General features: G+C 62.5%; 11 protein-coding genes. 6 read left to right on the forward strand and 5 right to left on the reverse strand.

From position 1 onward, the window contains the following. The 4 genes from N805_RS11925 (at window position 1) to N805_RS11940 (ending at window position 5,446) form a co-directional block, all read left to right on the forward strand. Window positions 1-1,329 (forward strand): TolC family outer membrane protein, encoded by a 1,329-nt coding sequence (locus N805_RS11925; protein WP_028613517.1) that lies wholly within the window; start codon window positions 1-3, stop codon window positions 1,327-1,329. 113 nt (window positions 1,330-1,442) lie between these two features. Beyond that, window positions 1,443-1,964 (forward strand): sigma-70 family RNA polymerase sigma factor, encoded by a 522-nt coding sequence (locus tag N805_RS11930; RefSeq protein WP_028613516.1) that lies wholly within the window; start codon window positions 1,443-1,445, stop codon window positions 1,962-1,964. After that, on the forward strand, window positions 1,961-2,935 hold the full coding sequence (locus N805_RS11935) for a FecR domain-containing protein (RefSeq protein WP_028613515.1): 975 nt from the start codon (window positions 1,961-1,963) through the stop codon (window positions 2,933-2,935). Before N805_RS11930 ends, N805_RS11935 begins: the two co-directional genes overlap by 4 nt. 171 nt (window positions 2,936-3,106) lie before the next feature. After that, a complete protein-coding gene (locus N805_RS11940; RefSeq protein ID WP_080956861.1) occupies window positions 3,107-5,446 on the forward strand; it encodes a TonB-dependent siderophore receptor in 2,340 nt (779 codons plus the stop codon). Window positions 5,447-5,482: 36 nt separating this feature from the next. Here the strand turns inward: N805_RS11940 and N805_RS11945 are convergent, their stop codons facing one another. The 3 genes from N805_RS11945 to N805_RS11955 form a co-directional block, all read right to left on the reverse strand. Next, entirely contained in the window at window positions 5,483-7,912 is a 2,430-nt protein-coding gene (locus N805_RS11945; protein WP_028613513.1) for a TonB-dependent receptor, read from the reverse strand. A gap of 106 nt (window positions 7,913-8,018) precedes the next feature. After that, window positions 8,019-9,002 (reverse strand): FecR domain-containing protein, encoded by a 984-nt coding sequence (locus tag N805_RS11950; RefSeq protein ID WP_028613512.1) that lies wholly within the window; start codon window positions 9,000-9,002, stop codon window positions 8,019-8,021. Then, on the reverse strand, window positions 9,003-9,515 hold the full coding sequence (locus N805_RS11955; RefSeq protein ID WP_028613511.1) for a sigma-70 family RNA polymerase sigma factor: 513 nt from the start codon (window positions 9,513-9,515) through the stop codon (window positions 9,003-9,005). 90 nt (window positions 9,516-9,605) lie between these two features. Here N805_RS11955 and N805_RS11960 point away from each other — a divergent pair, with 90 nt between their 5' ends. Continuing rightward, window positions 9,606-10,280, forward strand: a complete 675-nt coding sequence (locus tag N805_RS11960) for a class I SAM-dependent methyltransferase (RefSeq protein WP_028613510.1) — start codon at window positions 9,606-9,608, stop codon at window positions 10,278-10,280. A 123-nt stretch (window positions 10,281-10,403) separates the two neighbouring features. On the opposite strand, the gene quiC is transcribed toward N805_RS11960, so the two are convergent. Next, the gene (gene quiC / locus N805_RS11965) at window positions 10,404-12,311 is read right to left on the reverse strand and encodes a 3-dehydroshikimate dehydratase QuiC (RefSeq protein ID WP_028613509.1); all 1,908 of its coding nucleotides are present in this window, start codon (window positions 12,309-12,311) and stop codon (window positions 10,404-10,406) included. Window positions 12,312-12,598: 287 nt separating this feature from the next. Between quiC and N805_RS11970 the strand changes: the two genes are divergently transcribed. Next, window positions 12,599-13,972: an MFS transporter gene (locus N805_RS11970; protein ID WP_028613508.1), complete on the forward strand. Its 1,374-nt coding sequence runs from the start codon at window positions 12,599-12,601 to the stop codon at window positions 13,970-13,972. A 141-nt stretch (window positions 13,973-14,113) separates the two neighbouring features. On the opposite strand, the gene N805_RS11975 is transcribed toward N805_RS11970, so the two are convergent. Next, window positions 14,114-15,526, reverse strand: a complete 1,413-nt coding sequence (locus N805_RS11975; RefSeq protein WP_028613507.1) for a DOPA decarboxylase — start codon at window positions 15,524-15,526, stop codon at window positions 14,114-14,116. Between the last annotated feature and the right edge of the window lie 39 nt (window positions 15,527-15,565).

Here is a 15,565-nt window from a genome sequence, read left to right on the forward strand (position 1 = left end):
ATGAAACGCTCGTGCCTGATGTTGTGCCTGCTGGGGGTGGCCGTACAGGCCAGTGGCATGGACCTGAAGCAAGCCTGGGACCTGTTGCAGTACCAAGGCCCGATCTACCGCGCTGCGGTGCACGAAAAAGAAGCCGGCAGCGAAAACCGCGCCATTGGCGAGGCCGGCCTGCTGCCGCAGATCAACGCAGCGGCGTACTTCAACAGGGTCAATGGCAGCCAGCGCCAGAATGGCCAGGACAACGACCTGAACTATGACTCCAAGGGCGCCAATGTGCGCCTGCGCCAACCGCTGTTCAACAAGCAGAAAATGGCCGAGTACCACCAGGGCCAGCAACGGGCCGACTACAGCGTGGCGGTGTTCGACGCCAAGAGCCAGGACGCTGCGGTACGCCTGGCCGACGCCTACTTCGACGTGCTGCTGGCCAGCGAAACCATCACCTTGGCCAAGGCCAAGCTGAACGCCTTCGAAGAGCAGCAGGCTTCGGCAAAACGGCGCAAGGAGCTGGGCGCCGGTACCATCACCGATGTCGATGAGTCGGTGGCCCGGCGCGACCTGGCCGAGGCCGACCTGATCGAGGCCCAGGACAACCTGGTCAATGCCCGCCGCAAGCTGGAGGAATACATCGGTGAAACCCCGCAGGCGCTGACCACCTTGCAGCCGGGCTTCAGCACGCCACCGCTGATGCCGGGCAACCTGCAGGACTGGCTGGTCAAAGCCCAGGCTGACAGCCCGCTGATTCACGCGCGCCGGCACAACTATGAGCTGGCCGAAGAGGAAGTGAAACGTGCCCGCGCCGGGCACTGGCCAACACTGGATTTCGTGGCGGGCTACAACGCCGGCAGCAGCCAGTCGATTTCCGAGCTTAACCAGCGCAACCACTACAGCTCGATCGGCCTGGAGCTGAACATTCCGCTGTACAGCGGCGGCAGCACCAGCGCCCTGACCCGCCAGGCCAGCGCCAACAGTTCCAAGGCCCTGGATGAGCTGGATGCTACCCGTCAGGAGGTGATTTCCGGCACCACCCGCGAGTACCGCGGCGTGCAGAGCGGCGCCTTGCGCATTCATGCGCTGGAAAAGGCCGTGGCCTCCAACGAGCGCTCGCTGACCTCGACCCGCAAGGGGTTCAAGGAAGGCGGCACCAGCACCAACTCGGATGTGCTCAATGCCGAGGAACTGCTGTACGACGCCCGCCATGATCTGTTCGAGGCGAAGCTTAACTACCTGATGTCGCGGCTGCGCCTGGCCTCGTCAGTGGGTAGCCTGGGGGATGATGATATCCAGCAGGTCAACGATTACCTGGGCCCGGAGCTGATGGTGAGCAACTGAACGCGCAAGGCTCGGCAACCGATGAGGAGCGGCGCTTGGCTTGCGGGGATGCCTGATCGCTGTATATGATAAGTATTATCGTTTGCGATACTTATCCATAGCGGCCCTCCTCCATGCCTTCACCTTCCGACTCCAGCTTCTGCGATGTGGCCGCGCTCTACCGCCAGCAACACAACTGGCTGAAAAACTGGCTGCGCCACCGGCTCAATTGCTCGCACAGTGCCGCGGACCTGGCGCAGGACACGTTCTTGCGGCTGCTGGCAAAAGACCAGGTACCCCATTTGCACGCCCCACGTACCTTTCTTGCAAAGGTTGCGCAAAGCGTCTTGTCCAACCACTACCGCCGGCAAAAACTCGAACGTGTCTACCTCGCAGCCTTGGCGGCCATGCCTGAGCAGTACGTGCCCAGCCTGGAAACCCAGGCGATCCTGTTGGAAACCCTGATTTCCCTGGATGCGGCTATCGAGGGCCTGGATCAACCGGTACGCGCTGCATTTCTGTGGTCGCAGGTGGATGGCTTGAGCCACGGGGAAATCGCCGAACGGCTGAACCTTTCGATCACTACGGTCAAACGCTACATCGTCAAGGCCGGCGCCCTGTGCATCAGGCTGGATCACAGCCTGGACCTGCCATGAACAGTGGCGGCAATTTGTCGATCTCGGCTGAGGTGGCCGAACAGGCCATGCATTGGCACCTTGAATTGCAAGAGCAAGGCGTGAGCGAGGCCACCCTGGCCGCCTGGATGAACTGGCGACAGTCGCACCCCGCGCACGAACAAGCCTGGCAGCGGGCAGAAACCTTTGCCCAACGCATGCGTGAAATGCGTGCGCCGAATCAGCGCCCATTGGTTCACGCCACCCTGCGCCCGATGTCATCCCGGCGCACGGCACTCAAGCAGTTGGGCGTGCTACTGGCGGCAGGCGCAAGCACCTGGTACCTGAAAGACAGTACGCAGATCCAGGACTGGAGCGCCGACTACCACAGCCGCATCGGTGAGCAGCGACGCCTGATGCTGGTCGACGGTTCCAAGGTGCAACTCAACACCGACAGCGCCATCAGCGCAGACACTGACGCGCAAAACCGGCGCATCAGGCTGCTGCGAGGGGAAATACTGGTCAGCAACAGCACCAAGGCCGGCGGGCGCTTGCTGTCGGTGGACACGGCACAGGGGCGCCTCGAGTCTTCGCAGGCACAATTCAACGTGAGGCAGCTTGGCGAGCACAGCCAGGTGAGCGTTCACCAAGGTACGCTGCTGATCAAGCCCGGTGCCCTGGCCCATCAACCCGCCTTGCTCAAGGCTGGGGAACAAGCCAGCTTTACCAGCAGCCAAGTGTTCGACCGGCACGCTGTAGCGCTCTCCCCGCCTGCCTGGAGCGAAGGCATGCTGGTAGCCCAAGGCCAACGGCTGGACGAATTCATCGAAGACCTGCGCCGCTACCGTCGCGGCCACCTGGCCTGCGACCCCAGCCTGGCCGGCCTGCAGGTGTCGGGCACCTTCCCCTTGGGCGACACCGAAAAAGTCATTACTGCCGTGGCTGACACGTTGCAGCTGGATGTCCAGCACTTCACCCGTTACTGGGTGACGCTGAAGCCCAGAAGCGTCTGATAAAAAATAATTGCCTTTGGGTGGTCCGATTTGCGTTCTCACGAGACTTGAACCCCAAACACTTGATGCAATGGGGAACAACGCGTGAAATCCACCGCCATTAAACACCCGGGCCAACCGGCTTCGATCAAACACACGCTGGCCGTGGCCGTGGTGCAAGGCATTGTCGGCATGAGCGCATCCGCGCCGCTGCTGGTGCTGCCCGCATGGGCCGTAGCCGCCGAACAACGTCAGGTCGATTTCGACATCCCGGCTGGGCCCCTGGCCCCTGCCCTGGCGCGTTTCGGGCAGGCCGCGCACATCTTGCTTTCGTACCCCACCTCGTTGGCTGAAGGGCGCAGCACCGGGGGCCTGCAGGGCCACTTCGAGGTCGACCAAGGCCTGGCGATACTGCTGGCGGGCTCGGGGCTTGAGGCCAGCCGGGGCGCCAACGGCAACTATTCGCTGCAAGCCACTGTCGGCAGTGCCCTGGAGCTAAGTGCGGTGTCGATTTCCGGCAAGGCCCCCGGCTCGACTACCGAGGGCACCGGGCTGTACACCACCTATTCGTCCAGCAGCTCGACGCGCCTGAACCTCACACCCAAGGAAACCCCACAATCGCTGACCGTGATGACCCGCCAGCGCCTGGATGACCAGCGCCTGACCAACCTGACCGATGCGCTCGAGGCCGCCCCTGGCATCACCGTGGTCCGCGATGGCCTGGGCTCGGAAAGCGACTCCTACTGGTCGCGTGGCTTTGCCATCCAGAACTATGAGGTGGACGGTGTGCCCACCAGTACCCGCCTGGACAACTACTCGCAAAGCATGGCGATGTACGACCGTATCGAAATCGTGCGCGGTGCTACGGGCTTGATCAGCGGCATGGGCAACCCTTCTGCCACCATCAACCTGATCCGCAAGCGCCCAACCAGCGAAATGCAAGCCAGCATTACCGGGGAGGCCGGCAATTGGGACCGCTATGGCACCGGTTTCGATGTATCCGGGCCATTGACCGAATCGGGGAATGTTCGCGGGCGCCTGGTCGCCGACTACAAGACCGAGAAAGCCTGGATTGACCGCTACAACCAGCAATCGCAGTTGATCTACGGTATTACCGAATTCGACGTGAGCGAAGACACGTTGTTGACGCTGGGCTTCAGCTACCTGCGCAGCGATATAGACTCGCCGCTGCGCTCCGGCCTGCCAACGCGTTTCAGCACCGGCCAGCGCACCGACCTCAAGCGCTCGCTCAACGCCGCGCCGGACTGGTCCTACAACGACCATGAGCAAACCAGCTTCTTCACCTCGATCGAGCAACAACTGGGCAACGGCTGGAGCGGCAAGCTAGAACTGACCCATGCCGAAAACAAGTTCGATGAACTGTTCAACTTTGCCATGGGCAGCCTGAACACCGATGGTAGCGGCCTGTCGCAGTTGCCCGTGCGTTTCTCGGGCACGCCGCGCCAGGACAACCTGGACCTGTATGTCACCGGCCCGTTCGGCCTGTTCGGCCGGGATCACGAGCTGATCACTGGCGTTACCCTGTCGCAATACAAAGAGAGCACGCCAAGTTGGGGCGGCTGGCGCTATGACTATGCCGGCTCACCGGCAGGTGCTATCGACAACCTGTTCGACTGGGATGGCAACTCGGCAAAACCGGCCTTCAGCGAAAGCGGAAAGTCGTCGATCGATGAGGACCAGTATGCGGCGTACCTGACTGCGCGGTTCAGCGTGACGGACGACCTGAGCCTGATTGTCGGTAGCCGCGTCATCGACTGGAAACGCGACACGTCCGATCGCCCGTACGGTGGCGAAGCTAGCGAGGTCAATCGCGAAGAAAACGGCGTGTTCATCCCCTATGCCGGGGTGGTCTACGACCTGGATGAGACTTGGTCGCTGTATGCCAGCTACACCAAGATCTTCAACCCGCAGGCCTCCTGGGTCACCGATGAAGACGACAAGCCGCTGGACCCCATGGAAGGCAAAGGTTATGAAATCGGCATCAAGGGTTCGCACCTCGATGGCCGCCTCAACTCCAGCCTGGCGCTGTTCAAACTGGAGCAGGACAACCTGGCGATCTGGCAACACGACAACGTCTACACCGCTGAACAGGACACCACGTCCAAGGGCATCGAGCTTGAGGTGAACGGTGAACTGGCCGAAGGTTGGCAGGCATCTGCCGGTTACGCCTATTCGGTAACCACCGATGCCGACGACCAGCGCATCAACACCAACCTGCCACGCAACAGCTTCAAGACCTTCAGCAGCTATCGCCTGCACGGGCCGCTGAACAAAGTCACCGTCGGCGGCGGCGTGAACTGGCAGAGCAAGGTCGGCGCCGACCTGCACACCTTCAGCCAGGGCAGTTACGCAGTCACCAACCTGATGGCTCGCTATGACATCAACGAGCACCTCAGCGCCACGGTCAACCTGAACAACGTGTTTGATCGTGCGTATTACAGCCAGTCCGGGCTGTACGGTGTCTACGGCGCGCCACGCAACCTGATGACCAGTTTCAGGTACAGTTTCTGACGCGTCGCGATTGCTGAAAAAGAGGGCAGCCCTACATCAGAAGTCAACCGCGGCTGACATCTGCAGCGCCCTCGGGTAACCCGGCGATATTGCACCGTACGAAGCCACCCCCGACCAGTACTCGCGGTCGAACACGTTCTGCACCGTCACCCGGAACGTTGTAGGGTGGCCGTCGATGCGCGTGGCGTAGCGCGCCCCCACATCGAAACGTGTCCAGGCATCGAGTTCCTGGGTGTTGGCCTGGTTGATGTACTGGCTGCCGGTATAGATGGCACCTCCGGTCAGTGTGACGCCTTCTGCCCGGGGGATGTCCCACTCGGCCCACAGGTTGGCCTGCACATCTGGCACACCTACTGCCTCGTTGCCCTTGTTGGCGGCCGTGGCCGAATCGGTCAGTTTGCTGTCCAGCACAGTCATGCCACCCAGCAACCGGGTGCCCGGCGCAACCTCGCCAAACATGCTCAGCTCGACCCCACGGTTACGTTGCTGTGCCTGCACCGAGAACTGGTTGCCAGCGCCCAGCTCACCGCTGGGTTTCTCTATCTGGAATACCGATAAGGTGGTCATGAACGTGTTGTGCTCGTACTTCACTCCCAGCTCGTGCTGCTTGGTCTTGTAAGGCGCGAACGCTTCACCGGCATTGCTTGCCGTGGCCGGTGCGACATCACCTTTGCTCAAGCCTTCGACATAGTTGTAGTACAGCGAAATGTTTTCCCACGGCTTGACCACTACGCCTGCCACGGGGGTGGTTGCACTGTCTTTGTAGCGCGAGGTCACCGTACCTGTGGTGCTGTAGTTGCGTGACTCGATTTCCTGCCGCCGCACTCCCAGCGTCAGTTGCATACGGTCATCGAGGACCGACAAGGTATCAGTCAAGGCGACACCAGACAGCTCGGCCTCGGACACCCGGTCCACCTTTGGCGCAGCGATGTACTGCTTGGGCACCTCTACCGGGTGGTAGATGTTCGAGCGGATTTCCGTGCCGTTGTTGATGCCACGGGACAACTCATCCTGATACCGCGTGGCCATGGCGGTAATCGTATGGTTGACCGGCCCGGTTTCAAACAACCCACGCAGCCCGACGTCGGCGGTGGAGCGGTCGACGTTGAACTTGTAGTAACCGGGGATATTGCTGGTGTCACCCGCCGCGTTGAGGATCCGTGGAACCTGGTCGGACACCCGCGCCACATCTGCCCTGCCGCCACCGGCATGGGCGAACACCGTCAACGCGTCGCTGATGTCGTATTCCCCACCCAGCAACGCTGACTGTTCAGTGGTTCTCGACCAACCCCAGTCCTGCGGCAGATTGGTACGGCCACTGGCGGCAGAGGGGACGTCGAAACCGGGGGCCACGGTGAAGGGGCGCGAGGCAGCATCCCACCGCTCCTTCTGGCTGATGAAGTCCAGGTTCAGGCGCAAGCGCTCACCTTGGTAGTCCAGGGCAATAGCGCCAATGTCCAGCGCACGTTGCTGGTCATCGATAGCCGTGTCGCCCTGGGCAAGGCTGCCGTTGAAACGCACACCCCATTGCCGCTGATCCCCGAAGCGGCGGCTGATGTCGAGGTGGCCGCCCACCTGGGTGTCAGAGCTGTAGCTGGCGGTGACACGGGTCAAATCTTCGGCGAGCGCGCGCTTGGGGACGATATTGATCACGCCGCCAACGCCGCTGTTCGGGGAAATACCGTACATCAGGGCCCCCGGCCCCTTGAGCACTTCGACCCGTTCGGCATATTCGGTGAACACGCGGTAATTGGGTGCAACGCCATACACACCATCGAAGGCCAGCTCGCCCAGGTTGCCTTCACCCACCGGGAAGCCGCGAATGAAAAACGAGTCGACGATGCCACCCGTCTGCCCGGTGGAGCGCACAGAGGGGTCACGCTCCAGGGCATCGGCCACAGTCACCGTCTGCAGGTCAGCCAGTGTTTTTGCGGTGTAGCTGGTGACGTTGAAGGGCGTATCCATCACGTCTTTGTTGCCAAGCATGCCTAGCCGCCCGCCGCGTGCAACCTGTCCGCCTGCGTAGGCCTCTGGCAGTGTTTCGTGGCGCATGCTGTTGGCGTCAATGGTCGTGGCGGCCAGCGTGAGGCCTTCATCACTGCTTGGCTGACGGATCAGTTGGTAACTGCCGTTGCTCAGTTCCACCAGCTCCAGGCCACTGCCGGCAAGCAGCTGGGCGATACCCTCACGCGCCGAATAAGCACCGCTCAGCCCAGGACTCTGCAGGCCATCGGTGAGTGCCGGTTCAAACGACAGCGCAACGCCCGAGGCCAGCGCGAAACTGGACAACACCCGCCCCAGACTGCCCGGGGCAATTTCGTAAGTACGGATGCTCACGCTATCCAGGGGTTGCGCGACGGCGGGCAAAAGGTAGCCGGCCCCTGATACCAGAACTGCACCGAAGAGTGTGCTGCGTACCGCAACAGCTAACGCACGCTTAGGCGATGGGCAACTTGCAACAGGCATGACAGGCGGGTCCTTCTGGCTGGGAATGGAAGTGTTCATTCCAGTTGCCAGCCGAGACTGAAAAAAGTATCAGCCACAAAGCAGTTTTTTTTCCGCGTCCGGCATTTCACGGCGCTGCGGGATAAAGCAGAGTCCAGTAGCCATTGATGTGCGCGGATACCCGCAATGCATAGGTCGACTCCAGCATGCTCAGGCTGCGCTGAGTGTCGCTGACCGGAAACGCCCCGGAAATACGCAGGCCGGCAATGCGCGGGTCGCAGCGAATGACGCCGCGCCGGTAGCGCGCCAGCTGGGTCACAAAGTCATCCAACCGCATGCCGTCTGCCAGCAGCATCCCCTGGGTCCAGGCCGTCGCGGTGGCGTCAACCGGCACCGGCCGGCCGACCGTGTGTGCAGTGAAATCGACACGCTCGCCGGCCTGTACAACGGTGCCGGCCTTGGCCGCCGCGCGGGCGGGCTCGATGCGAATGGCCCCTTCGATAACCGCCAGGTAAGTGCGCCCGTCCAGCTCTCGCACGCTGAAGCGCGTGCCCAGGGCTTGCATGCGCCCCTCCCGTGTTGCCACCCGCAGGGGGCGCGCAGGCACTACGATATCAGGCGCTGTCTGCACCAGAATTTCGCCCCGGCGCAGTTGAATGAAGCGCTCATCGGCATCGAAACGTATGTCGATTGCAGAGTCGGTATTGAGGAAGATCTGCGTACCATCGGCCAAGGTGAGCTGGCGGCACTCGCCTACAGTCGAGCGATAGTCCGCGGCCCATCCTTGTCGCTCGGTCAGCTTCCAGCCTGCCCAACTTGCCGGAAGCACGGCCAGCAGCAACGCCAACCGGCTGATCATCGCCCGTCGGCCCGGGTCGGCCGGGCGGTCGAGCGCCGACATCGACAGCGCCGGCGGCAAACCGTCCAGCTTGCCCATCAGCCGTTCGGCACGTTGCCAGGCCTGCGCACGCTCGGGGCTGCTGCTGCGCCAGGCCAACCAGTCGGCCCTTTGCGCATCGGTCACTGCGCCTGCACTCATGGCCATCAACCACTCGGCCGCTTCTTCAAGTGCCTCGGTAGCCGTTGGGCCGCCACGCTGGACATCAGCCATCTAGTCGACCAGCCTCAAGCACTGGAGAAACGCCTGTTTCATGTAACGCTTGATGGTGATGAGCGACACACCTAGCTGCTCGGCAATGGCTTCGTACTTCATGCCGCCCAGCTGGGACAACAGGAACGCGCGCCTGACCAAAGCTGGCAGCGTGTCGAGCATGGCATCTATTTCGTGCAGGGTTTCCAGGATCAGCAAGCGGGCCTCGGGCGAAGGCACCTCAGGTGCTGGCAAGTGCTCAAGCGCCTTGAGGTAGGCACGCTCCAGCGATTTACGCTGGCACCAGTTGGCAAGGATGCCCCCGGCGACACAGCTCAAATAGGCGCGAGGCTCATCAAACACCACGGTTTTCGAGGCCAGGATGCGCGCGAAGGTATCCTGCACCAGGTCGGCCGCATCGACCGCATTGCCCAGGCGCCTGCGCAGCCTGGCATGCAGCCAGCCCTGGTGGCCGTTGTAGAGCGCCTCTACATTGCGCAGGTGATTGTCGGAGCCGGGTAGCACGTCGCTCATGGGGGCGATTCTGTTCACGCAAGTGAGAATTGTTTTCAATATTAAGGTAGCGTTTCAACACAACGCAAGTTCAACCACCGGGACACCACCATGCCTGATCCTGAATGCACCTTGCTCGACAGTTGGCAGCACAACGCCCAAGCCTGGATCGACGCCGTGCGCAGCGGCGCCATCGAGAGCCGTCGGCAGGTCACCGACCAGGCCATTTTGCTAACCATCCTTGGCCGCCAGCCCGAACGGGTACTGGACCTGGGCTGCGGTGAGGGCTGGTTGATGCGTGCGCTGCACGACCGCGGTATCGAAGCCGTGGGCGTCGATGGTGACCGGGCGCTGGTAGAGGCCGCGCGCGCTGCGGGCTCGGCCGAGGTCCACCTGGCCAGTTATGCGCAGTTGGCCGATGCGCAGGCCTGTGTAGGCACAGGCTATGACCTGGTTTGTGCCAACTTTGCGCTGTTGCACCAGGACATCATTCCGCTGTTGGCGGCGATGAATGAATTGCTGGTGCCAGGTGGGGCGCTGGTGATCCAGACCCTGCACCCATGGAGCGTGGCAGGCGGTGACTACCAGGATGGCTGGCGAGAGGAGTCTTTTGCCGGGTTTGCCGGGGACTGGCAACCGATGCCGTGGTACTTCCGTACGTTGGCCAGCTGGCTGAATGCACTGGACATGGCCGGGTTGCGCCTGGTCAGTTTGCAGGAACCACAGCACCCGCAAAGTGCGGTGCCGCAGTCGCTGTTGATGGTGGCCGAGACACGGTTGGTGTAGGAGCGGCCTTGCGTCGCGATGGGCCGCGAAGCGGCCCCAGAAATTTATGCCGTGACACACAACCTGGGGCCGCTTTGCGGCCCATCGCGACGCAAGGCCGCTCCTACATCGACCGCGTCGGGCTTAGAGCACGGGCTTGCGCGCCGCGCCGCTACGGGCCTTGGCCATGGCTGCCAGGCGTACCGGGACGTTGGCCGCACCGTAACCGGCATAGCCACCCTTGCGCTGGATGATCTCGAAGAAGAAACGCTCCTCGAACGGTTCGGTGTACACGTGGAACAGCTCGCCGCCCTGGGCGTCGCGGTCGTACAGCACGTTGTAGTACGCCAGTTCGCTGAGGAACTCGTCGTCGAAATCGAAGCGCGCCGCCAGGTCGTCGTAGTAGTTCAGCGGGATTTCCAGCAGCGGTACCCCAGCCAGCTTGGCACGTGCCACTTCACGGAAGATGTCGTCACAATCGAAGGCGATGTGGTGAACCCCCGAACCGCGGTAGCTGGACAGTGCATGGGCAATGGCGGTGTTGCGGTTTTCCGAGATGTTCAGCGGCAGGCGCAAGGTGCCGCACTGGCTGCGCAGGGCACGGCTCTTGACCAGGCCATAAGGGTCGGGCAGCACCACTTCGTCGTCGGCGGCGAAGTCGAACAGGCTCTTGTAGAACAGCACCCAGCTGTCCAGCGACTCGGCTGGCAGGGCCAGGGCCATGTGGTCGATGCGGCGCAGGCCGCCAGTGGCGGCTGCAGCCTTGTCCAGGCTGAAATCGGTGTCGTACAGGGTGTGGCCGGCAGTGCCCTGCTCCACCAGGTACAACAGGCTGCCATCCGGCGCACGCACCGCCGGCACTTCGCACTCGTTGGGGCCGACCAGGCCGCGGAACGGCTGCCCACGGAAGGCAGTGGCACGCTTCAGGGCGGCTTGCTGGTCCTTGACCCGCAGTGCGGTGGCGCACAGCGACGGGCCGTGGGCCTCGAAGAAGTTGTGGCCGAAGGAATACGGCTCGGCGTTCAGGACAATGTTGATATCGCCCTGGCGCAGCAACTGCACGTCCTTGCTGCGGTGCTTGCCGGCTTCGGCAAAGCCCAGGCGCTTCAGCCAGCTACCCAGGCGCGCACCAACGGCTTCGTCGACCGCAAACTCAAGGAACTCCACACCATCATAGGTACTGGCCGCGGGCGGGGTGAACAGCACGCCAGGTTCGATCGGCGTGTTTTCCTGCTCCAGGCGCAAGCGGGTCTGTTCTTCGAGGTACAGCAGCGAACGTAAACCGTCGGCGGCATTCTGCCGGGTCGGCGCGGCGCGGAAGCCGTCGTTGAAAATTTCCAGCGACAGCGGGCCGCGGTAGCCGGTGGCAAGAATCGGCGCCAGGAAACCGGCCATGTCCATTTCGCCCTGCCCCGGGAAGCAGCGGAAGTGGCGGCTCCACTCCAGCACATCCATGGCCAGGATCGGCGCGTCGGCCATTTGCACGAAGAAGATCTTGTCGCCGGGGATGTCGCGGATCGCGCTCGGGTCGCCCTTCAGCGACAAGGTGTGGAAGCTGTCGAGGATCACCCCGAGGGCCGGGTGATCGGCCTGGCGCACCAGGTTCCAGACTTGCTGGTAGGTGTTGACGTGGCGGCCCCAGGCCAGGGCCTCATAGCCAATGCGCAGGCCACGTTTGCCGGCATGCTCGCCTAAGAGGCGCAGGTCGTCGACCAGCAGCTGTTCGTCACCCAGGGCATCGGCCTGAACGTTGCTGCATACCAGCACCAGGTCGGTACCCAGCTCTTGCATGAGGTCGAACTTGCGTTCGGCGCGGTCGAGGTTTTTTTGCAGGCGGTCGCGGCGGCAGCCTTCAAAATCGCGGAACGGCTGGAACAGGGTGATGGCGATGCCAAGGTCGGCGCACATCTGGCGCACCTGGCGCGGGCTGCCAGCGTAGTAGAGCAAGTCGTTTTCGAAGATCTCGACGCCGTCAAAACCGGCGGCGGCGATGGCTTCGAGCTTTTCTGGCAGGGTGCCGCTCAAGGACACGGTAGCGATCGAACGCTGCATGGCGGGAGTTCCTTGTTGTTGGAAAATTACGGTGCCAGTCAGGTAAAAACCCCTGTCACAGTTTATGGCACGATCGATTATTCGCAGGTAAAGTCGTCGCTTCAATCTCTTTGTACGGAATGGTTAGTTTTGCGTTCGATTATCGCACAAAACCCGTTTTAACGAATTGCTAGACCGCTGGCCCGTGGTCAACATGAACCACAGACGCAGGCATACCGACCACTGCCTCCTGCCTTGGCGAACCAACGGCGGAACCTGCGCAAACAACAATAACAACGGAGACAACGATGGCTCACTCCAGCTCGCAAGCCAAAAAAGCGACCGCCAGTGGATGGATAGGCTCGGCACTCGAGTACTACGACTTCTTCATCTACGCCCAGGCCGCTGCACTGATCTTCCCGCAGATCTTCTTCCCCAATACCGACCCGAAGATGGCCATCATCGCCTCGTTGGCCACTTACGGCGTGGGCTATCTGGCGCGTCCGGTCGGTGCCTTCGTGCTGGGCCACTGGGGTGACACCCGCGGGCGCAAGAACGTACTGCTGCTGTGCATGTTCCTGATGGGCCTGTCGACCATGGCGGTAGGCCTGCTGCCCACCTACCACGACATCGGCTACCTCGCGCCAGCCTTGCTGGTGGTGCTGCGCCTGATCCAGGGCTTTGCCGTGGCCGGGGAAATCTCCGGGGCCAGTTCCATGATCATGGAGCACGCGCCGTTCGGTCGAAGAGGCTACTACGCCAGTTTCACCCTGCAAGGCGTGCAGGCTGGCCAAGTGCTGGCGGCGGCAGTGTTCCTGCCACTGGCTTACTTCATGCCCAGCGAAGCCTTCACCGAATGGGGCTGGCGCATTCCGTTCCTGATGAGCGCCATCGTGCTGATCGCAGGCTTCATCATCCGCAAGGAAGTGCATGAAACCCCGGCATTCGTGAAGGAAGAGAAGCAGGACAAGGTTGCCAAGTCGCCCATCAGCGAAGCCTTCCGTCACAGCTGGAAGCACATGGTGCTGGTGATGTTCATGGCCCTGATGAACGTGATCCCGGTGGTGGCCACCATCTTCGGCGCAGCCTACGCGGTGCAGCCTGCCTATGGCATCGGCTTCGACAAGAGCGTGTACCTGTGGATCCCGGTGGTCGGCAATATCGTCGCGGTGCTGGTGATCCCGTTTATCGGCAACCTGTCGGACAAGATCGGCCGCCGCCCGACCATGATCGCCGGCTGCCTGGGCTCTGGCCTGCTGGCCTTCGTTTACCTGTATGCGATCAGCATCCAGAACGTGCCAATGGCATTCGCCGCCTCGATCGTGATGTGGGGCATGGTCTACCAAGGTTACAACGCGGTGTTCCCAAGCTTCTACCCAGAGCTGTTCCACACCCGCTACCGTGTTTCGGCCATGGCCATCGCGCAAAACATCGGCACCATGCTGACTGCCATGCTGCCAGCGCTGTTTGCCCTGGTTGCACCACCTGGCTCGGACAACATCCCGCTGGTGGTCGGTAGCCTGGCGTTCTTCATCACTTGCGTGTGCGCCCTGGCGGCCTACATTGCCCCGGAAACCCACCGCCTGGCGATGGAAGACCTGGGTAACCCGGATGCCAAGCCGATGGAAAAGGCAGCGTATGAAGCTAGCCGTAAAGGTAGCTTTCAGGCCGTGAGCCACTGATAGATTGCAGGGGGCTGCTTTGCAGCCCTTTCGCGGCACAAGGCCGCTCCCACAGGTGGGATCGCATCAGCCCAGGCTTGCGCGTTCCCCTGTAGGAGCGGCCTTGTGCCGCGAATGGGCCGCAAAGCGGCCCCGGCAAATTCAGCCTGCAACCACTTCCTGCAGCCTCTGCCAAAGCTTCTCGACATGCTCCCGCTCAGTCGGCAGCGCACCAACCGACACCCGTACCATCCACCGCCCGTCCAGCGTCGCTGGCGTCACATACGCATCCCCGGACGCATTCAGCCGCTCGGCCCATCCCTTGGTATGCGCATCCAGCGCCTCCCCTTCCAGCCCCGCCGGCCGATGGCGAATGCACAAGGTCTGCAGTTGCACCGGCGCCAACACCTCCCACTGCGCCGCCGCCCCGACCTGTTCCGCCAGCCACCGGGCATTGTCCAGGTCACGCCGCAACCGCGCCTGCAATGCTTCGACACCCTCGCTGCGCAACATGAACCACAGCTTCAACGCACGGAACCGGCGGCCCAGCGGGATACCCCAGTCACGCAGGTTTTTCACCTCGCCATCCACTGCCGATTGCAGATAACTTGGGTTGGTGCTCATCACCCGGATCAGGTGCTGCGGATCACGCACGTAGTAGATGGAGCAGTCGAAGGCCACACCCAACCACTTGTGTGCATTGACCACTACCGAATCGGCCAGCTCGATGCCGTCCCACATCCAGCGGCACTCGGGCAGGATCATCGCCGAACCGGCCATGGCCGAATCCACATGCAGCCACAGGCCATGGGCCTGGGCGATCTCGCCAATCGGGCGCAGCGGGTCCAGCGCAGTGGTGGTCGTGGTGCCGGTGGTGGCCACCACGGCGCATGGCTGGTTGCCCGCTGCCAGGTCCTGCTCGATGGCTGCCTGCAGCGCCTGCGGGCGCAGGGCGTAGTGTTCGTCGGTGGGGATCAGGCGGATGTTGTCGCGACCAAAACCGGCCAGCAACGCGGCCTTGTCCACCGAGCTGTGGGCGTGGGCGCTGACGTAGACGATCAGGGGTTTGGCCTGGGCTTGCAAGCCACCGCGCACCAGTGCGTAGTCGCTGGCACGCTCACGGGCGCTGATCAGCGCCACCAGGGTGCTGGTAGAGGCCGTGTCCTGGATCACCCCACTCCATTGGCCCGACAGGCCGAGCAACTGGCGCAGCCAGTCGAGGGTGGTTTCTTCCAGTTCGCTCAGGGCCGGGCTGGACTGCCACGACAGGCCCAGCACACCCAGGCCGGTGCTGAGGAAGTCGCCAAGGACCGAGGACAGCGTACCGTTGGAGGGGAAGTAGCCGTAGAAGTCCGGATGCTGCCAATGGGACAGGCCGGGCATGACCAGTTGGTTGACGTCATCCAGGATGGCTTCGAAGGGTTCACCTTGCTGGGGAGCGGTGCCTGGCAAGGCGGCCTTGAGGTAGCCGGGCTCGACCTGGGCCATGACCGGGCGCTCGCCGACGGTCTGGCGGTAGTCGGCGATGAGGTCGATCAGTTGGTGGCCGTACTGGCGAAATTGTTCGGGGGTCACGTGGGGGCTCTCCTGAGGGTAATCTACTGCCTGTACTGG

The organism is Pseudomonas putida S13.1.2, from assembly GCF_000498395.2.
Lineage (GTDB): Bacteria > Pseudomonadota > Gammaproteobacteria > Pseudomonadales > Pseudomonadaceae > Aquipseudomonas > Aquipseudomonas putida_Q.

Excerpts from the sequence above, each read along its gene's own strand:
- N805_RS11925 (WP_028613517.1), top strand. The coding sequence starts at position 1 with ATGAAACGCTCGTGCCTGATGTTGTGCCTGCTGGGGGTGGCCGTACAG.
- N805_RS11930 (WP_028613516.1), top strand. The coding sequence starts at position 1,443 with ATGCCTTCACCTTCCGACTCCAGCTTCTGCGATGTGGCCGCGCTCTAC.
- N805_RS11935 (WP_028613515.1), top strand. The coding sequence starts at position 1,961 with ATGAACAGTGGCGGCAATTTGTCGATCTCGGCTGAGGTGGCCGAACAG.
- N805_RS11940 (WP_080956861.1), top strand. The coding sequence starts at position 3,107 with ATGAGCGCATCCGCGCCGCTGCTGGTGCTGCCCGCATGGGCCGTAGCC.
- N805_RS11945 (WP_028613513.1), bottom strand. The coding sequence starts at position 7,912 with ATGCCTGTTGCAAGTTGCCCATCGCCTAAGCGTGCGTTAGCTGTTGCG.
- N805_RS11950 (WP_028613512.1), bottom strand. The coding sequence starts at position 9,002 with ATGGCTGATGTCCAGCGTGGCGGCCCAACGGCTACCGAGGCACTTGAA.
- N805_RS11955 (WP_028613511.1), bottom strand. The coding sequence starts at position 9,515 with ATGAGCGACGTGCTACCCGGCTCCGACAATCACCTGCGCAATGTAGAG.
- N805_RS11960 (WP_028613510.1), top strand. The coding sequence starts at position 9,606 with ATGCCTGATCCTGAATGCACCTTGCTCGACAGTTGGCAGCACAACGCC.
- quiC (WP_028613509.1), bottom strand. The coding sequence starts at position 12,311 with ATGCAGCGTTCGATCGCTACCGTGTCCTTGAGCGGCACCCTGCCAGAA.
- N805_RS11970 (WP_028613508.1), top strand. The coding sequence starts at position 12,599 with ATGGCTCACTCCAGCTCGCAAGCCAAAAAAGCGACCGCCAGTGGATGG.